Raw genomic sequence first — 17,236 nt, 5'->3', positions numbered from 1 at the left:
CCACCCCATCATCGTGGCTGCCCCGGGGAGGCGAGCCGGCGGCCGCACAGGATCATGACCAGGCGGTACGACGAGACCACCTTGACCGCCAGCGCCGCGATCGCGACGGCGTACGGTAGCCACTGCGCGCCGGTGTGACCGGCCACGACCAGTGAGATCACGACCGCGCCGGTGTTCAGCGCCTTGGCGGGTTTGGACCAGTTCCAGAGGTAGATCGGCCGGTCGACCTTGTAGAAGTAGTTCGGGCTGAGCATCCACGGCCAGAGCAGGAACGAGAACGTCAGCATCGTGTCCAGTACGCCGAACTGCGCCAGGTAGATCGCCAGCGGACCGATCGTGGCCGGGTACGTCGCCATGAATGCGGCGGCGAGCAGGAACGAGCACGCCCGGTCGCAGACGATGTCGAACACCGCCCCGGACAGTGACTCCTCGTTCCGCTTGCGAGCCACCCAGCCGTCGAGACTGTCGCCGAACCAGTACGAGAAGTACCCGAGCACCAGCCAGGCCAGATCGCCGGTACGGAACGCGAACGTGGCGACTGCCATCGCGATCAAGGTGCGGACCAGGGTGACGCGGTTCGGCAGGCCCAGCAGCAGCGCGGGCCGGACCGCTAAAGGGGTCGAACTCATGCGGCCCTCAGATTCTCGGGATCCAGTGCGTCCCGGAGTTGGTTGCGGAGAAGGTAACCGGCGGCTGTGCCGCCCAGCTGGCCGAGCACCCAGCCCCCGGCCGTCAAGGCCACCGCGATCAGCAGCGTGCCTGGCTCGAATGGATCAACCGCACCGCCGACCACACGACCGAGACCGATCAGCGTCCCCAGCAGCAGGCCGGTCGCGAGCGCCGGTGCGGCGACCGCAGTCAGCTGACGGCGGATCACCCGGCGGAGGAACGGTAGGTCCACGCCCAGCGCGGTCAGGCTGGCGAACTGGCGACGCTGGTCGACCAACTGGTCCGCGACGCCGACGATCAGCCCGGCCATCGCGGTCAGCGCGACCAGGGCGAGGCCGGCGATCGTCAGCCCGAAACCGGTGGTGTAGAACGCGGCATGGCCACCCCGGTCGTTCTCGGCGTGGACGCCGGCGATGGCGTTGGCCATGGTGCCGGCGAGGAAGCCGCAGCACCCGAGCAACATGCAGATGCGGGACGCCGGACGCGAGTCGGTGACCAGCCGGAGACCGGTCAGCATGTACGCCGGATCGCTCGACCGCTGCAGCCGCCGACCGACGGCGCGGATCCACACCGCCGACATGCTGAGGAAGAGTAGTGCGATCCCGGCGAGCGCGATCGTCGACGCGATGTAGCCCAGGTACCGCGAAGTCAGCAGACCGAGCACGATCAGCACCGGCCCAGCGATGATGCCCGTACGACGGTGCGCCGCGGACTCCGCGGCGGGCGGAAGCGGACCGTCGCGGTGCAGCAGACTGCCGATCACCGCACCGGCCGCCGTCATGGCGATCACCACTGGGATCCACAGCGCCAAGTCCAGCACCTCCGCACCCGGCAGGATGCGAGCCATCCGGGGGAGTGCGCCGAAGAGCAGGCTGAGCAGCAGGTACGCCGGTCCGGAGAGCAGGCCGCCCACCAGACCCGCGATCGCTGCGTCGGTCACCGTCAGCTGACGCAGCTGCTTCCTCGATGCGCCCGCCAGTCGCAGGGCATCCAGTCGCCGTTCGCGTGCCGCCGTACCCAGGCGCAGGGCCTGGACCGCGAGCCCTCCGGTCAGTACGGCGAGAATGATGAGGATCGCGATCAGACCGGAGCGGAGGCCGCTCTCGGCGACGTAGTTGCTGTAGACGCCTTCGCTCAGGTCGCCCTTGCCCAGGCGTGCGATCCGCAGTGCGCCGAGCAACAGGGCGCCGCTGAGCGCGAGGGTCGCGGTGGCCAGCTGGACCCGGCTGCGGTCTGCCGGAGTCCGCGAGCGGGACAGCTGCACAAGCGTCTCGAGCGTCATCGGAGCGACACCTCGTGCTGGATCAGGCCGTCGCGCAGCCTGATCTCCCGGTCCGCCGAGGACGCGACGACGTTGTCGTGCGTCACCATCAGCAGTGCGGCGCCGCGGTACCGCGCAGCCTGCAGCAGTACGTCGAGCAGCTCCTGGCCGGCGCGACTGTCCAGACTGCCGGTCGGCTCGTCCGCGAGTACGACCGACGGTCCGGTGACCAGTGCCCGCGCCAGCGCGGCACGCTGCGTCTGGCCGCCGGACAGCTCGGACGGCACCGCATCGGCGTCGTCAGCGATCCCCACCTGCTCCAGCCAGTGGCGTGCGGCCACGTGGGCTTCGCCACGTTCGTGACCGTCCAGGAGGAGTGGCAGCGCCACGTTGTCGATCAGCGGCAGGTCCGGCACCAGCTGCCCGAACTGCAGGACGATGCCGACCTTCGTACGCCGGAGTGCCGCGCGCCGCTCTTCCGGCAGGGCGGAGAGGTCCTGTCCGTCCACGCGGACCACTCCGGCGTCCGGAGCGAGGATGCCGGCCGCACAGTGCAGCAGCGTGGACTTGCCGCATCCGCTGGCCCCGGTCACCGCGACCACCTCGCCCGGCTTCAGCTCGAGGCTGACCCCGCGGAGCGCAGTGTTCCGCCGGTACGAGTACTCGACGCTCTCCAGCTCCAGCACCGGTTGTCCACTCATTGGTGAGCCCCCCTCTGCTCCGAGATGCGGTCCAAGGCGCTGTCCAGCCAGCGCAGGTCGGCGTCGAGATGGGCCACGATGTACTCGCGGACCAGTGGTGAGGTCGGGTCGTCGTCGGCGGGAGTCTCACGCAGTTCGCGGATCCGGCGCAGGTGGCTGGCACGCTGACGAGCGAGAAAGCCGGCAGCGTCCCCGCCGGTGCGGATGGCTGCTACGAGCTTCCGCAGTACCTCGTCGGCACTGCCCCAGGCCGGTGGGACCGGATCGGTGAGCCAGTCGGCCAGGTGGTCGCGGCCCTTGCTCGTGAGCGCGTAGACGGTCCGGTCCGGGCCTCCGCCGGATGTCTTGTCGACCACCTCGACCAGTCCGTCGCGCTCCAGTCGCCCTAGCGTCGTGTACACCTGGCCGAAGGCCAGTGGGCGGCTGTCGGGGAACCACGCGTCATGGCCGCGCTTCACGTCGTACCCGTGTGCCGGGCCGGAGGACAAGAGCCCGAGCACGAGCTCCGCGGTGGCCATAGCGGTGACTATACACTGCGTGTATGTACTCAGTGAATAGTCCAGGATGCGGCATTCTGGATCGTGCTCGGTAGGATTCAGGCGTCACCCCGCAACGAACCTGGAGTAGTCAGTGGCTCGCGTTGTCGTCGACGTCATGCTCAAGCCCGAGATTCTCGACCCGCAGGGCAAGGCGGTGCACGGCGCGTTCGGCCGGCTCGGCTTCGACGGCGTGGCCGACGTCCGGCAGGGAAAGCGCTTCGAGATCACCCTGGACGGTGAGGCGACCGAGGAACGGGTCGCCGAGATCCGGAAGGCCGCGGACACCCTGCTGGCCAACCCGGTGATCGAGGACTACACGCTGCACGTGGAGAACGGACAGTGAAGATCGGGGTCGTCACCTTCCCGGGCTCGCTGGACGACGCCGACGCCCGTCGGGCGGCTGCGGTGGCCGGTGCCGAGGCGGTCGCGCTCTGGCACGGTGACGCCGACCTGCACGGCGTGGACGCGGTCGTCCTGCCCGGCGGCTTCTCGTACGGCGACTACCTGCGCGCCGGTGCGATCTCCCGGTTCGCCCCGGTGATGGAGACCATCATCAAGAAGGCCGGTGAGGGCCTGCCGGTGCTGGGGATCTGCAACGGCTTCCAGGTGCTGTGCGAGTCGCACCTGCTGCCCGGCGCGCTGATCAAGAACCACCACCGCAAGTTCATCTGCAAGGACCAGCCGCTGCGGATCGAGAACAACCGCACCGCCTGGACCAGTGACTACGACGCCAACCACGAGATCACCATCGTGCTGAAGAACCAGGACGGTTCGTACGTCGCCGACGAGGCGACGCTGGACCGTCTGGAGGGTGAGGGCCGGGTGGTCGCCCGCTACCTGGACGAGAACCCGAACGGCTCGTACCGCGACATCGCCGGCATCACCAACGAGCGCGGCAACGTGGTCGGCCTGATGCCGCACCCGGAGCACTGCGTCGAGACTCTCACCGGACCGACCACGGACGGCCTGGGCTTCTTCACCTCGGTGCTGAAGGCCGTCGTCGCCTCCTGATGAGCCTCACCCGGGTGCGGTCGCTCCTGGCCCGCACCCTCTTCCTGGCAGCGGCGGTCGTCCTCGCGACCACAGGTACGGCGGCCGCGCAGCCCGCCGACCTGATGGCGAAGGTCGTGGTGATCGGCGTACCCGGGCTGACGTGGAGTGATGTGCAGGCGTCGCCGGAGCTGACTGCTCTGGTGAACCAGTCGCACGTCGGGTCGATCTCGGTGAAGGCGGCCGGGCCGCGCACCTGTCCGATCGACGGCTGGCTGACGATCAGCGCGGGTACTCGTGCCTGGGGCAATGTCCCGGGCCAGCCGTGCGGCGACCTGCCTGCAGTGACCGACGGCAAGATCACCGGCTGGCAGACGTACGTCGACCGGCAGGCCGAGCATCACACCGGCGCTCCTATCGGCCGCCTCGGCGTCAGCCGTGACCGCGTCTGCGGCTTCGGTCCGGGCGGGGCGATCGCCGTAGCGAAGACGGACGGCACGGTCACCAACTGGAGCCCGGAGTTCGACGCCGCCAAGCTCGCCGGTACCGCGTGTGGCGATGCGATCGTCGACGCCGGAGCGATGCCGCTCCGCGAGGGACGCGCCGAAGCGCGCAAGCATGTCGCCGACCTGGTCGCGCAGGCCAGGGCTGCGGGCGGCTGGGTGCTGCTCGTCGGCGTGGCCCAGGAGACGGCAGATGCGCATCGGCAGACCCTGGTGGCGATGCAGACCCCTCCGGACAACGGGCCGCGCTGGCTGACCAGCGACTCGACCCGCCGCCCCGGCATGATCCAGCTGACCGACATCACAGCCACGGTCCTGCGTGGTGAGGCCAAGCCGGTCGATCCTGCCGGATCCGAGAAGGCAGGACCGCTGGACGGCGCGGAGATCCACTTCACCGGTGACCTGCACACGAATGCGGCGGCGGTGATCGAGGACAGGCTGGATGCCAACCAACGGTTCGAGCAGCCAAGGCCGATGTTGTTCGCGGTTGCGTTGACGATCGTCGGCGCCGAGCTGCTCGCCTTGGCGTGGTTCCTGATCAGGCGCAGCCCCGCGTCCCGTCGTACTGCAGTGTTGGCGCTGCTCGTGCAGGGTGGGTTCTTCATCGCGGTCTTCCTGGCGCAGGCGACTGTGTGGTGGCGGTGGCCGTCGCCCAGGTTCTCCTTGTACGCCGTGACGATCGGTATCAGCGTGTTGTCTGCAGTCGTCGCGCAGGTGTTCCTGAAGCGCTACGCATACCTCGGGCTCGCGTTGGCGGTGTACCTGCTCTTGCTGGTCGATGGCGTGCTCGGTACGCCGATGCAGGTCGGCAGCATGTTCGCCGACGGACCTGTGATCGGCGGGCGGTTCTATGGCTTCGGCAACTCGACTTTCGCCGCGCTGGCGGTCGGTGCGCTCGTCACTGCCGGGTGGGCCGCGCAGAAGCTGCTCGACAAGAGCAGAGTGCAGGCCGCGCTCGCCGTCCTGGCCATCGGCGGCGCTGCGATCGTTGTGGACGGCAAACCGGGCTGGGGGACCGACTTCGGCGGCATCATTGCGCTGACCCCGGCCGTGCTGCTGATGGCCTGGCTGACCTGGAAGGGCACGATCTCGCTGCGCGCACTGATCGGCGTGGGCGTTGCCGGCGTACTGGTGGTGTCTGTGGTCGCCTTCCTCGACTATCTGCGTCCGCCCGAGCAGCGCAGCCATTTCGGTGCGTTCGTCGCACGGCTCCTCGACGGTGACGTGGGCGACGTACTCATCCGCAAGCTCCAGATGGCGGGCCACTATTTCAGTGGACCCGGCGGCTGGGGGATGCTCGTCGGCGTCGTCCTCTGCATGCTGGCTACCGTGCTGCCGGACCGCGTGCCCTCGACGTCCTTCCGTGAGTTCTACCGCAGTGTGCCGATGGTCAGGCCCACGCTGCTGGCCATGTCGACCTGCGGTCTCGTCGGCATGCTGTTGAACGACGCCGGGGTCACACTGCCCGCGATCATGGCCGGCTTCGCTGTCCCACTGCTGGTGGCTCATCTCATGGCCTCCCGGCAGCCCGCTACCGTTTCACCTGAGTCCCACCTAGTGCAGGAGTCCTGAAGTGTCCCCGCAATCACACGCAGACACCGTTAGCAACGCGAACAGCACCCCGGACGTCGAGCAGCCCTGGGCCGAGCTCGGACTGAAGCCGGACGAGTACCAGCGGATCCGGGACATCCTGGGGCGTCGGCCCACCAGCTGTGAGCTGGCGATGTACTCGGTGATGTGGAGCGAGCACTGCTCGTACAAGTCGTCCAAGGTGCACCTGAAGCGGTTCGGCGAGATCCCGCAGGAGACGCCGGCCGGGAAGATGCTGGCCGGGATCGGCGAGAACGCCGGTGTGATCGACATCGGCGAGGGGTATGCCGTCACGTTCAAGGTCGAGTCGCACAACCACCCGTCGTACGTCGAGCCGTACCAGGGTGCGGCGACCGGCGTCGGCGGCATCGTCCGCGACATCATCGCGATGGGCGCCCGCCCGGTCGCGGTGATGGACCCGCTGCGTTTCGGTCCGCTGGACGCTCCGGACACCAAGCGGGTACTGCCGGGCATCGTGTCGGGCGTCGGCGGCTACGGGAACAGCCTCGGCCTGCCCAACATCGGCGGCGAGGTCGTCTTCGACCCGACGTATCTGGGCAACCCGCTGGTGAACGCGCTCTGCATCGGCGTGATGCGGCACGAGGACCTGCACCTCGCCAACGCGACCGGCGTCGGCAACCAGATGATCCTGTACGGCGCCAAGACCGGCGGTGACGGTATCGGCGGTGTGTCGGTGCTGGCGTCGGAGACCTTCGCCGAGGGCGGTCCGACCAAGCGGCCGGCGGTCCAGGTCGGCGACCCGTTCATGGAGAAGCTGCTGATCGAGTGCACGCTCGAGCTGTTCGCCGCGAACGTGGTCGAGGGCATCCAGGACCTCGGCGGCGGTGGCCTGTCCTGCGCGACCTCGGAGCTCGCCAGCGCGGGCGACGGCGGCATGCGGGTGTCGCTGGACAAGGTGCCGCTGCGGGACGCTTCGTTGTCGCCCGAAGAGATCCTGATGAGCGAGTCGCAGGAACGGATGATGGCCTGCGTCACCCCGGAGAACGTCGAGGCGTTCCTGAAGATCTGTGCGAAGTGGGACGTCCAGGCCGATGTGATCGGTGAGGTGACCGACACCGGCCGGCTGGAGATCGACTGGCACGGCGAGCGCGTCGTCGACGTACTGCCGGAGACCGTCGCGCACGAGGGCCCGGTCTACCACCGCCCGTACGCGCGGCCGGACTGGCAGGACGCGCTGCAGGCCGACGGCGCCGAGAAGTTGCCTCGGGCAAGCAGTGGCGCGGAGCTGCGCGACACCCTGCTGCGGCTCGTCGCGTCGCCGAACCTCTGCGACAAGTCGTGGGTGACGGACCAGTACGACCGGTACGTGCTCGGCAACTCGGTGCTCTCGCAGCCCGAGGACAGCGGGATGATCCGGGTCGACGAGACCAGCGGCCTGGGCGTCGCGGTCTCGACCGACTGCAACGGACGGTTCGCCAAGCTCGACCCGTACACCGGTGCGAAGCTGGCCCTGGCCGAGTCCTACCGGAATGTGGCCACCACGGGTGCGCGGCCGGCGGCGGTCACGGACTGCCTGAACTTCGGCTCGCCGGAGGATGCGGGCGTGATGTGGCAGTTCACCGAGGCGATCCGCGGTCTGGTCGACGGCTGTATCGAGCTGGGCATCCCGGTTACCGGCGGCAACGTGTCGTTCTACAACCAGACCGGCGAGACCCCGATCCTGCCGACGCCGGTGATCGGTGTGCTCGGCGTGATCGACGACGTTACCCGCCGGACGCCGATCGGGTTCACGGCCGAGATGGAGGGCCACCAGCTGTACCTGCTCGGTGAGACCGAGGAGGAGCTGTCCGGATCCGAGTGGGCGAACGTCATCCACGGTCACCTCGGTGGGCGGCCGCCGGCGGTCGACCTCGAGGCCGAGAAGCAGCTGGCCGACATCCTGATCAACGCTTCGCGGGACGGGCTGATCGACGCCGCGCACGACGTGAGCGACGGCGGGGTCGCGCAGACGCTGGTCGAATCCGCGCTGCGCGGTGGCGTCGGTGCGCGGGTGTGGGCGCCGGACGGGCTCGACCCGTTCCTGTTCCTGTTTGCGGAATCGGCCGGCCGCGCGGTCGTCGCCGTACCGCGGACCGAGGAGGTCCGGTTCACCGACATGTGCACCGCCCGCCGCTTCCCGCACGCGAAGATCGGCGTCATCACCGGCGACACCCTCGACGTACAGGACCAGTTCGAGATCCCCCTGACCGAGCTCCGCACCGCGTGGACAGCGACTCTGCCATCCGTCCTCAACTAGACACCCGTCTGGCACACTCGGTGGGGACGAGTGAGGTGATGGATGGCAGAGCGGCGGCCGGTCAAGCCGGGGGAGTTGATGGGGCTGGCGGCTGCGGCCGGTCAGGAGGCTCGGGCCGCGGCGGCGCGGCGGCGGCTGGCCCAGCTCCGGTTGACGGACGAGGAGCGTCGGGTCGCGACAGATGAGCTGGCGGAGCAGTTCGCGGTCGGGCGGCTGGATGAACTGGAGCTGCACCGGCGGGTCGATCTGCTGAACGATGCCGTGACGCACGGCGACCTGCAGCCGATCTTCGCCGGACTTCCGACGCCGTCGCTCTACAAGCCGGCCGCGCGGAAGCCGGGGAAGTGGCGGTGGGCGGCGTTCGCCGGAGCGGTGTGGATGGCGGTGCCGTTCGTGCTGGTCGGGCTACTGATGCTGGTGTTCGGGCGCGAGATCGCAGCGGCGATCTTCGGGCTGCCCGCGCTCGCGTGGGTGTTCTTCACGTACCGCTGGGCCTCGCGGCCGCGGCGGGAGGACCGCAGGCAGTCAGGCGCCTAGCGTCGACTCCCGGGTGACCAGCTGGGCAGGGAGTTCGAGTACGCCGTGGTGCGGCTTGCCGGCGATCGCCTCCAAGAGCAGGGAGGCAGCGCGGCGCCCGAGGTCTTCGAGGCGGAGGTCGACAGTGGTGAGCGGCGGCCTGCTGGCCAGAGCCATCACCGGCCAGTTGTCGTAGCCGGTGACGGCGATCTCGTCAGGCACTGAGCGGCCCAGCTCGCGGAGCCGGTCACAGACACCGCGAGCGATCTGGTCGCTGCCACACGTGATGGCGTCCGGGCGCTGGCGCAGTACCAGGTCTGTGGCTTGGCGGCCCCAGCGTTCGGTCCACTCGCCGAACAGCGGCTCGGTGCAGAGGGCAGCGGCGACGGCTTCGGCGCGTTCTGCCGCGGAGCGGTGGTGGGCCGGCCCGGTGATGTGGGTGATCCGGGTGCGACCGAGACCCTGCAGGTGGGTGATCGTCGCGGCGGCGCCGGCCGCGTCGTCGACGATGACCGAGGCGTCCGCCGGATCGGTCGAGGCAGCCAGCGCGTAGACGACCGGCAGCGGTACGTCGATCGGCGGGCGCGGCTCGGTCCGCCGGCCGGTCACGACGATGCCGTCGACGCCACGGGCGACGAGCGCGCGCAGGTAGCTCTGTTCGCGGAGCGGATCGTCGCGGGTGTCGCAGAGGACGGTCGCCAGCTCGCCCGCGCTCAGCACGTCCTCGACGCCGCGCATGATCGGGATGCTGAAGCGGCCCGAGCTGTCTGTGGTCAGCAATGCGACCGTGTACGTCCGGCCTGACGAGAGTGCCCGGCCGCGGGCGTCCGGCGTGAACCCGAGCTGTGCGGCCGCCCGTCGTACCCGGGCTCGCGTCTCCTGGCTGAGCTGGCCGGTGTTGTTCAGCGCCTTCGAGGCGGTCCCGGCGGATACGCCGGCAAGCGCCGCAACGTCGGTGATCCGCACGCTTGGCCTCTTCATGACGTTTCCTCCCACTCTCGCGCCGAAGCCTAGCAGGAATCCGCGGTATCCCCTCTGACCTGCACTTTGATCTTGACCAAGCGCCTTGGCGGTCCTACGTTGTCAGCGACGGAAAACGTGTGCGGCCTTTCCGTCGGTGTGATGTCCGCCCCCGTCACCCGAAAGGCGTATCGCCATGCCCGAACCCACCCCAGAAGGAATGCCCCGACGTGACTTCCTTGGTGTCTCTCTCGCAGCGGCTGCCGTTGTGACCGCCCTCGATCCTGGCCACGCCGACGCCGCTCCATCGTCCGGACCACCTGCCGGCCGCGGTGGGCACTACGTCCCGCAGCGCGCGCCGCTCAGGCCGGTCCCGTTCCAGAAACTCCCACCGGGTGCGATCGAGCCCCGCGGCTGGCTCGCGCAACAGCTCGAGCTGCAGATCGATGGACTGTGTGGCCGGTACGACGAGATCTCGGACTTCCTGGTCTACGAGACGAACGGCTGGGTCGACCCTGCGCAAGGAGCGTGGGAGGAGCTGCCGTACTGGCTCCGGGGGTTCGGCGACCTTGGGTATGTCACCGGCAACACCGGCGTACTGACCAGGACGCAGCGATGGATGGAAGGCATCCTCGGGACCCAGGCCGCCGACGGATGGTTCGGTCCGGAGCGGCTGCGGACCTCATTGGAGAGCGGACCGGACTTCTGGCCGGGCATGCCGCTGCTGGCCGCGTTCCGGTCCTGGTACGAGTATTCCGGCGACGAGCGCGTCATCCCGTTCATGTCGAAGTACCTGGGGTTCCAGAACACGCAGCCACCAGAGGTGTTCAACCGGTCGTGGGGTGCGTTCCGTTGGGGCGACAACATCGACAGTGCTTACTGGCTCTACAACCGCACCGGAGACGAGTGGCTGCTCGACCTGGTGACCAAGATGCACAGCGGGTCGGCGGACTACGTCAACGGCATTCCAACGTGGCACAACGTCAACCTGGCACAGGGGTTCCGTGAGCCGCTGCAGTACTGGCTGCTGTCCGGCGACGAGAAGCACCGCGCGGCGACGTACCGGAACTATGCGACGGTGATGGGGCTCTACGGGCAGTTCCCCGGCGGTGGGTTCGCCGGTGACGAGAACTCGCGGCCCGGGTTCGGTGACCCGCGGCAGGGGTTCGAGACGTGCGGGATCGTCGAGCTGATGCACAGCTGCGAACTGCTCACCCGCTTCACCGGCGACAGGGCGTGGACGGACCGGTGTGAGGAGCTGGCATTCAACTCGCTGCCGGCGTCGTACGACCCGCAGCAGCAGGTGATGCATTACATCACCTGTGCGAACAGCGTGCAGCTGGACGACCAGCCGAAGCACGGGCAGTTCCAGAACCCGTTCCCGATGCAGGCGTACAAGTACGGCGTGCATCAGTACCGGTGCTGTCCGCACAACTACGGCATGGGCTGGCCGTACTACGCGCAGGAGCTCTGGCTGGCGACTACGGACAACGGTCTGGCTGCGTCCATGTACGCCGCCAGCAAGGTGACTGCTCGCGTCGGGGCTGCCGGTGAGACGGTGAGCATCGTGCAGGACACGGAGTACCCGTTCTCTGACCACATCTCGTTCACTGTGCAGGGAGCGGCTCGTTTCCCCTTGTATTTAAGGCGTCCTGGGTGGGCACATGACGTGTCGGTCAAGGTCAACGGTCAGCCGGTTCACGTCAGCGGCGACTGGCTCAAGCTGGACCGCACCTGGCGGTCGGGTGACCGCGTGGAGCTCGTGTTGCCGATGCGGACGAGCACCAGGGTCTGGGACGACAACCAGCGCTCGGTGTCTGTGGACCGTGGTCCGTTGACCTATTCGCTGCAGATCGATGAGCGGTACGAGCGCATTGGTGGGACCGACGAGTGGCCTGAGCTCTCCGTCTATCCAGAGTCCCCCTGGAACTACGGTCTGGTCGCCGGTGCACGCTTTGACGTCGTACGACGGGATGCCGGCGCGAATCCCTTCACTACCGAGGGAGTGCCGGTCGCGCTGACCACGCAGGCGCGACGGCTCCCGCAGTGGGAGACGGATACCGAAGACGTGGTCGGACTGCTGCAGCCTGGTCCAGCGCGGTCGGATGAGCCCGTTAAGACTGTGACGCTGATTCCGATGGGTGCGGCTCGACTGCGGGTCACGTCCTTCCCACAGGTCTCGCCGCGCGGCAAGGAGTGGAGCTACCGGACGCGGATCACGGCCTCCCATGTAAACGACGGCGACTCGCTCGAAGCTCCTGACTCGGGTCGGGTACCGGAGTCCTCTGCAGACACGTCGATTCCGCGCTTCACCTGGTGGGACCGCCGCGGGACGACGGAGTGGATCTCGTACGACCTGCGTTCGCCGCGTGAGCTGTCAGAGGTCTCCGCCTACTGGTACGACGACACGGGCTCCGGTCAGTGCCGCGTACCGCAGTCCTGGCGGGTGCAGTGGCTGGACGGGGACACCTGGCGGGCGGTCGACAACACCACGCCGTACGACGTTGCAGTCGACCGGCTCAACACCACCACGTTCACGCCGGTGCATGCGCAGTACGTCCGGCTGGAGGCAGTACTGCGCCCGACGTACTCCGGCGGATTGCTGCAGCTCCTGTTCGCATGACGGGGCCGAGCTGTCAAGTGCGGCAGGCCGAACAGGCCCCTTACAGCTGCAGGGCGCTGGGGAATCTGGTCTCGAAGTCGAGGACGGCCGCCCAGGTGGGTCGGACGGCCACGCGTGCCATCGGCATGCCCCGCATCTGGGACAAGAACGCGGCACCCTGCTCGGGTCCCATGTACCGGTGGGCGGACTGCGCGTACTCCGGTACGACGTCGTCCTGCAGCTCGACCGTGGCGTCGCCCCGAACCAGCAGGACCTTGTACGGCCACGCCGCACTCTCGTCGATGGTGACCGCGACGTCATGGTTCGCCGCCAATGCCTTCAGCTTCGGAGCCCTCGGCGGAGTGCCGAACACGATCTCCTCGCCGGTCCAGGTGAACCAGATCGGCACAACCCGCGGTGTGCCGTCGGTCCACAGATAGGCGAACCGGGCCGGCTGACGGCATTCGAGCAACTGCTGTGCGACCGGATCTTGCAGAACTGCGAGATCTCCCTGCATGGTCGTCATGACTACCTCCCCCGCGGGGCACCGAGCGCCCCGCACCCTGTCGCCGACACTACGCCGCACACCAACACCAGGCGAGGCGCCAGACGAAGCGACTCCGGACTGAACTAGCCTGTGCGCGTGGAGGCTGTTCTGCGGCTCGCGGTGCCGGCGGACGGACACGACGGCACCTACTACGTGCACGAGGCTGACGGCGAGATCGTCGCCTGCGGCGGGTGGAGCCGGCGGAACAAGCTGTTCAACACGAGGGGGTTCGCCAAGTTGGCGCTGATGTCGACGCTGCCCGGAGTACCGCTCTATAAGGCTTTTGGCTTCACCGAGGTGGAGGCGGCTCAGCTGCCGATGCCCGACGGCACTGTGCTCGCCGGCGTCGCGATGGAACGATCGATTGAGGAGACCGCATGACTGCAGGCACCACTGTCACCGCTCCGGACGGCAGCGAGGTCGTACTGGGTGAGATCGGGACCCGCGTGCTGCTGAAGAACTCGCGTGTGCGCGTGTGGGAGGTGTCGCTGCAGCCCGGCGAGGCACAGGGCTGGCACCTGCATCACAACCCGTACGTCGTGTTGTGCCTGTCGACATCTCCGTGCCACATGGACTGGCTGGACGGCAGTCCGGCGCGCCAGCTGAGTGAGACGGTCGGCGGGTCGGTGTACCGCCCGGTGTCCCCGGTGCACATGCTCACGAACGACGGCGACGCGTTGTACCTCAACCGCCTGATCGAGGTACTCGACCTGGGCGAGGAGGCGAGCGGCGACCCGTACTTCGTGATCGCGGGCGTCCCGGCGGAGTCCGGCTTCGATCAGGCCGGCGAACTTCCGGTGAAGGTGGTCGTCGACGAGGACGATGTACGCGTGCAGCACGTGACACCCGAGGCCGGCGAACTTCCGGTGAAGGTGGTCGTCGACGAGGACGATGTACGCGTGCAGCACGTGACACCCGAGGCCGGCGAGTCGTACACCTGGCACACCGGCGCGTACCCGGCCCTCGTGGTCGACCTGGACCTCGAGCACCCCGACGTGACGTACCTGGAGCCCGGCGAGTCCTACACCCTCCCCGCCAAGCCCTCACGCACCTCTGGCTTCAACCTGGTTGAGCTGCGCTACTACAGCAGGCCGCGCACCTGATCCGCGTCCCTTGCATTGAGCACTGCGGCAGTGTCGACCTGACTGAGGTCGGCCTGTCGCAGTCGTGCTTTGACGAGGGGCACCTGTGGGCCGACAGCGCTGAGTTCGGTGACGCCGAGGGCTGCGAGTAGTACTGCGGCCTGTGGGTTGCTGGCGAGGTCACCGCAGACTGCGACGCGGACGCCGGCGTTGCGTACGACGTGGTCGATGAGCTGGAGGACTGCGGGGTCCAGACCGTCGGCGAGCGACGCGACCGCGGTGTTGGTGCGATCCGCGGCGGTTGTGTACTGCGTGAGGTCGTTCGTGCCGATGCTGACGAAGTCGAGATCCTTGGCGAGAGTGGCAACGCGCAACGCGGCGGCGGGCACCTCGACCATGATGCCGACCTCGAGACCGTGCCGTGGTCCGAGCTCGTCCAGTGCCCAGGCGACTTCGTCGGCGGTCGTGACCATCGGGAACATCACGTGGACCGGCGTCTCGGTCGCTACCCGACGGATGGCTTCGAGCTGGTCGCGCAGGAGCTCGGGGCGACGGCGGAAGACGCGGAGGCCGCGCTCGCCGAGGAACGGGTTCGCCTCCTTGGCCTGGGGGAGGAACGGGAGCGGCTTGTCGCCGCCGATGTCCCAGGTGCGGATGGTGATCGGCCTGTTCTTCAGCGCTTGTGCGATCGCGCGGAAGGTCTCGACCTGTTCGTCGACGGTCGGCGCGGTCCGACGGTCGCCGAAGAGCACCTCGGTCCGCACCAGGCCTGACCCGTCCGCGCCACGTGCGTCGACGGCATCCTGGACGACACCGACATTGACCAGCACGTCGATTGTCTTGCCGTCGCGGGTGATGGCGGGCTCGTTGGCTTCGGTGACCGCTTGCTCGCGCTCGCTCTGCCGTTCGCGGATCGTCGCGTGGACCTGGTCTTCGTCCGGCTCGACCTCGAAGGATCCGGTCCGCGCGTCGAAGGCGATCGTTGCGCCGGGCTGTACGTCGACCTCGCCGATCCCGGTGATGAGCGGGATGCCGCGCGAGCGCGCGACGATCACACCGTGGCCGGTCGTCCCGGCGGCTCGTACCGCGATCCCCGCGATCCGGGTCGCATCGAGCGTTGCCGCAGTTGCCGCGTCCAGCTCTGGTACGACGAGGATGCCGTCCGTCGGTGTCTCCTCGGTCGCGCCGACGAGGATCCGCAGTACGCGATCTCGTACTGCGCGGACGTCTTGCGCCCGCTCGCGCTGGTAGGCGTCGTCGAGCCCTTCGAAGGTGGTCGCCAGCTCGTCGTACACGTCCCGCCAGGCGGCCGGAGCCGGTGAGCCGCCGGAGATCGCATGCTCGACAGCCTCGAGAATCTTCCGGTCCCCCAGCAAGGCGAGGTGAGCCACGAAGATGTCCCCGTGCTCGGGGGTTGTGTCCCGCAGCTCGCGAAGCTGCTCGGCGGCGGTTTCCACGGCCTGGTTCAGTCGCTCGAGTTCGTTGTCCTCGGCAACATAATCACTCAGGTCAACCTCAGACCCCAGGACCACCGCAGGCCCAATGGCCACATCCAACCCAGACCCACCTGCTGTGGACCTGTCGGCTGTTCCGCTAGGGGAGTCAGACACGCTGGACGGTCCCCCGGCTGTTGAGCCGCTGGGCGCGGCTCCTGTTGCGGGCGCGTCACCGAAGTTTTCGGCGGCCAGCTTCTCGATCGCGGCCAGGGCTTCGGATGCCTGCTGACCGCTTGCACTCACACGGACCCGATGGCCTTGCTGGGCGTTCAGTGTTGCGACCATGCTCAGACTGCCGGCATCCACGGGACCGCGGGCGGTGTCCAAGTCCGTGAGCGTGACCGTCGCGTCGAACCCGTTGACCAACCCGACCAACCGGGCGGCTGGTCGGGCATGCAGACCATGTTCGTTGCCCAGCACAACCTCAACGCTCTGGTCGGCCTCCACAACAGCCGCAGCCTCCGCGGCCGGAGTATCGCCGAGGTGGTCCTGCTTACCGACCAAACCGCGTTCTGCCTCGGCAACCACAGCATCGAGCGATGCGCCGGTGGAAGCAGTCACGACCGCCGCGACCAGCCCTTCCACCAATGGAGCACTGCTCAGCCGGACGTGGTCCCCAACGGACGGATCCACGAACTCGAGCGCCATCTCCGCACTCAGCACAGCGCTACCGAGATCCAGCAGCACCAGCACGCCGTCCGGGCTGTCCGCAGCAGTCAACGCCTCCGAGACCGCCATCGCGTCGGTGCCGAACGTCGTCGCGTCCAGCCCAGCGGCGACCGCGATCACCGGACGCTTGTCCTCGGCAACCATCTCCGACGCAAGCCCCACCGCCGCCTCAGCCAATGCGCGGCTGTGCGACACCACCACGATGCCGATCATGCAGTTATCCGAACCGTCATGCCAGCGTGCGCGCGGCGGACTCGAGGATCAGCGTCGTACTCGTTGCTCCCGGATCCTGATGCCCAGCGCTCCGCTCGCCCAGATAGCTCGCTCGCCCCTTCCGCGCGACCAACGGCACCGTCGCATCCCGCCCCTTCGCCGCAGCCTCCGCCGCCGCGGTCAGCGCCGGACCGACCTCCGATCCGCCCGCCACCGCAGCGTCGTACGCCTCCAGCGCGGGTGCCCAGGCGTCGTACATCGTCTTGTCGCCAAGCTCAGCCTTGCCGCGGGCAAGCACACCCTCGACCCCCGCGTGCAGCGCCTTGCCCACCGCCTCGGCATTGATCGACGAGACACCGGCCAGCGCGGTCCCGAACCGCAGGAAGAACGTGCCGTACAACGGCCCACTCGCCCCACCGACCTTGCTGACGAGCGTCATCCCGGCCTTCTTCAACAGCTCGTCAGCGCTCTCGAACGACGTCCCGTCCAGCACTGCAACGATCGCCTGAAACCCGCGATCCATATTCGCGCCATGATCCGCGTCCCCGATCGCCGAGTCCAACTCGGTCAGATACGCCGCATTCTCATGCAGCACACCCGCAGCATCCCGCAACCAGTTGACGAAGGCATCGACTCCCATG

Annotated in this window: 16 protein-coding genes and 1 pseudogene; 8 read left to right on the top strand and 9 right to left on the bottom strand. The window is 68.3% G+C overall.

What is annotated here, in order from left to right:
* Positions 1–8: 8 nt before the first annotated feature.
* The 4 genes from EV653_RS36400 to EV653_RS36385 are packed head-to-tail and all read right to left on the bottom strand — an operon-like array spanning position 9 to position 3,149.
* Positions 9–629, bottom strand: coding sequence for a CDP-alcohol phosphatidyltransferase family protein (locus EV653_RS36400; RefSeq protein WP_134110334.1), 621 nt, complete (start codon positions 627–629; stop codon positions 9–11).
* Positions 626–1,951, bottom strand: a complete 1,326-nt coding sequence (locus EV653_RS36395; RefSeq protein ID WP_134110332.1) for an FtsX-like permease family protein — start codon at positions 1,949–1,951, stop codon at positions 626–628. The genes EV653_RS36400 and EV653_RS36395 overlap by 4 nt, the downstream gene beginning before the upstream one ends.
* Positions 1,948–2,631, bottom strand: a complete 684-nt coding sequence (locus EV653_RS36390; protein ID WP_134110330.1) for an ABC transporter ATP-binding protein — start codon at positions 2,629–2,631, stop codon at positions 1,948–1,950. The genes EV653_RS36395 and EV653_RS36390 overlap by 4 nt, the downstream gene beginning before the upstream one ends.
* Complete coding sequence (locus EV653_RS36385; protein ID WP_134110328.1) at positions 2,628–3,149, bottom strand: PadR family transcriptional regulator; 522 nt, start codon at positions 3,147–3,149, stop codon at positions 2,628–2,630. The genes EV653_RS36390 and EV653_RS36385 overlap by 4 nt, the downstream gene beginning before the upstream one ends.
* Before the next feature lie 112 nt (positions 3,150–3,261).
* Here EV653_RS36385 and purS point away from each other — a divergent pair, with 112 nt between their 5' ends.
* The 5 genes from purS to EV653_RS36360 are packed head-to-tail and all read left to right on the top strand — an operon-like array spanning position 3,262 to position 9,047.
* Positions 3,262–3,513 (top strand): phosphoribosylformylglycinamidine synthase subunit PurS, encoded by a 252-nt coding sequence (gene purS / locus EV653_RS36380; protein ID WP_130387955.1) that lies wholly within the window; start codon positions 3,262–3,264, stop codon positions 3,511–3,513.
* The gene (purQ, locus tag EV653_RS36375) at positions 3,510–4,181 is read left to right on the top strand and encodes a phosphoribosylformylglycinamidine synthase subunit PurQ (protein WP_134110326.1); all 672 of its coding nucleotides are present in this window, start codon (positions 3,510–3,512) and stop codon (positions 4,179–4,181) included. Before purS ends, purQ begins: the two co-directional genes overlap by 4 nt.
* A gap of 14 nt (positions 4,182–4,195) precedes the next feature.
* Positions 4,196–6,235: a hypothetical protein gene (locus EV653_RS36370; protein WP_238160693.1), complete on the top strand. Its 2,040-nt coding sequence runs from the start codon at positions 4,196–4,198 to the stop codon at positions 6,233–6,235.
* A 1-nt stretch (position 6,236) separates the two neighbouring features.
* Positions 6,237–8,510, top strand: coding sequence for a phosphoribosylformylglycinamidine synthase subunit PurL (gene purL, locus EV653_RS36365; protein WP_134110322.1), 2,274 nt, complete (start codon positions 6,237–6,239; stop codon positions 8,508–8,510).
* A gap of 42 nt (positions 8,511–8,552) precedes the next feature.
* Positions 8,553–9,047, top strand: a complete 495-nt coding sequence (locus tag EV653_RS36360; RefSeq protein WP_134110320.1) for a DUF1707 SHOCT-like domain-containing protein — start codon at positions 8,553–8,555, stop codon at positions 9,045–9,047.
* On the opposite strand, the gene EV653_RS36355 is transcribed toward EV653_RS36360, so the two are convergent.
* Positions 9,036–10,007: a LacI family DNA-binding transcriptional regulator gene (locus tag EV653_RS36355; RefSeq protein ID WP_134110318.1), complete on the bottom strand. Its 972-nt coding sequence runs from the start codon at positions 10,005–10,007 to the stop codon at positions 9,036–9,038. The genes EV653_RS36360 and EV653_RS36355 overlap by 12 nt on opposite strands.
* Before the next feature lie 247 nt (positions 10,008–10,254).
* Here EV653_RS36355 and EV653_RS36350 point away from each other — a divergent pair, with 247 nt between their 5' ends.
* Complete coding sequence (locus tag EV653_RS36350) at positions 10,255–12,609, top strand: beta-L-arabinofuranosidase domain-containing protein (RefSeq protein ID WP_238160692.1); 2,355 nt, start codon at positions 10,255–10,257, stop codon at positions 12,607–12,609.
* Positions 12,610–12,649: 40 nt separating this feature from the next.
* On the opposite strand, the gene EV653_RS36345 is transcribed toward EV653_RS36350, so the two are convergent.
* Positions 12,650–13,114 carry a pyridoxamine 5'-phosphate oxidase family protein gene (locus EV653_RS36345; protein ID WP_134110316.1) on the bottom strand — a complete coding sequence of 155 codons (465 nt, stop codon included), beginning with the start codon at positions 13,112–13,114 and terminating at the stop codon, positions 12,650–12,652.
* Positions 13,115–13,231: 117 nt separating this feature from the next.
* Between EV653_RS36345 and EV653_RS36340 the strand changes: the two genes are divergently transcribed.
* Both EV653_RS36340 and EV653_RS36335 read left to right on the top strand, forming a co-directional pair.
* Complete coding sequence (locus tag EV653_RS36340; RefSeq protein WP_202871992.1) at positions 13,232–13,516, top strand: GNAT family N-acetyltransferase; 285 nt, start codon at positions 13,232–13,234, stop codon at positions 13,514–13,516.
* Positions 13,513–14,238 (top strand): hypothetical protein, encoded by a 726-nt coding sequence (locus EV653_RS36335; RefSeq protein WP_134110314.1) that lies wholly within the window; start codon positions 13,513–13,515, stop codon positions 14,236–14,238. The genes EV653_RS36340 and EV653_RS36335 overlap by 4 nt, the downstream gene beginning before the upstream one ends.
* Here EV653_RS36335 and ptsP read toward each other — a convergent pair.
* The 3 genes and pseudogenes from ptsP to dhaL all read right to left on the bottom strand — a co-directional run bounded on the left by ptsP (position 14,217) and on the right by dhaL (position 17,235).
* Positions 14,217–16,133, bottom strand: coding sequence for a phosphoenolpyruvate--protein phosphotransferase (gene ptsP, locus EV653_RS36330; protein WP_370359396.1), 1,917 nt, complete (start codon positions 16,131–16,133; stop codon positions 14,217–14,219). The genes EV653_RS36335 and ptsP overlap by 22 nt on opposite strands.
* 51 nt (positions 16,134–16,184) lie before the next feature.
* Positions 16,185–16,595 (bottom strand): annotated as a pseudogene (gene dhaM, locus EV653_RS42815) (dihydroxyacetone kinase phosphoryl donor subunit DhaM); the annotation flags it as partial.
* Between the two features lie 16 nt (positions 16,596–16,611).
* Positions 16,612–17,235 (bottom strand): dihydroxyacetone kinase subunit DhaL, encoded by a 624-nt coding sequence (dhaL, locus tag EV653_RS36325; RefSeq protein WP_134111005.1) that lies wholly within the window; start codon positions 17,233–17,235, stop codon positions 16,612–16,614.
* Between the last annotated feature and the right edge of the window lies 1 nt (position 17,236).

This window comes from Kribbella pratensis, from assembly GCF_004365355.1.
Classification (GTDB): Bacteria; Actinomycetota; Actinomycetes; order Propionibacteriales; family Kribbellaceae; genus Kribbella.
Note: the sequence above shows the minus strand (reverse complement) of the source record. Positions and strands in the feature narration are given on the sequence as shown.

Bases quoted from the DNA above. Each gene is read 5' to 3' on its own strand.
- EV653_RS36400 (WP_134110334.1), bottom strand. From the start codon at position 629: ATGAGTTCGACCCCTTTAGCGGTCCGGCCCGCGCTGCTGCTGGGCCTG.
- EV653_RS36395 (WP_134110332.1), bottom strand. From the start codon at position 1,951: ATGACGCTCGAGACGCTTGTGCAGCTGTCCCGCTCGCGGACTCCGGCA.
- EV653_RS36390 (WP_134110330.1), bottom strand. From the start codon at position 2,631: ATGAGTGGACAACCGGTGCTGGAGCTGGAGAGCGTCGAGTACTCGTAC.
- EV653_RS36385 (WP_134110328.1), bottom strand. From the start codon at position 3,149: ATGGCCACCGCGGAGCTCGTGCTCGGGCTCTTGTCCTCCGGCCCGGCA.
- EV653_RS36360 (WP_134110320.1), top strand. From the start codon at position 8,553: ATGGCAGAGCGGCGGCCGGTCAAGCCGGGGGAGTTGATGGGGCTGGCG.
- EV653_RS36355 (WP_134110318.1), bottom strand. From the start codon at position 10,007: ATGAAGAGGCCAAGCGTGCGGATCACCGACGTTGCGGCGCTTGCCGGC.
- EV653_RS36345 (WP_134110316.1), bottom strand. From the start codon at position 13,114: ATGACGACCATGCAGGGAGATCTCGCAGTTCTGCAAGATCCGGTCGCA.
- EV653_RS36335 (WP_134110314.1), top strand. From the start codon at position 13,513: ATGACTGCAGGCACCACTGTCACCGCTCCGGACGGCAGCGAGGTCGTA.
- dhaL (WP_134111005.1), bottom strand. From the start codon at position 17,235: ATGGGAGTCGATGCCTTCGTCAACTGGTTGCGGGATGCTGCGGGTGTG.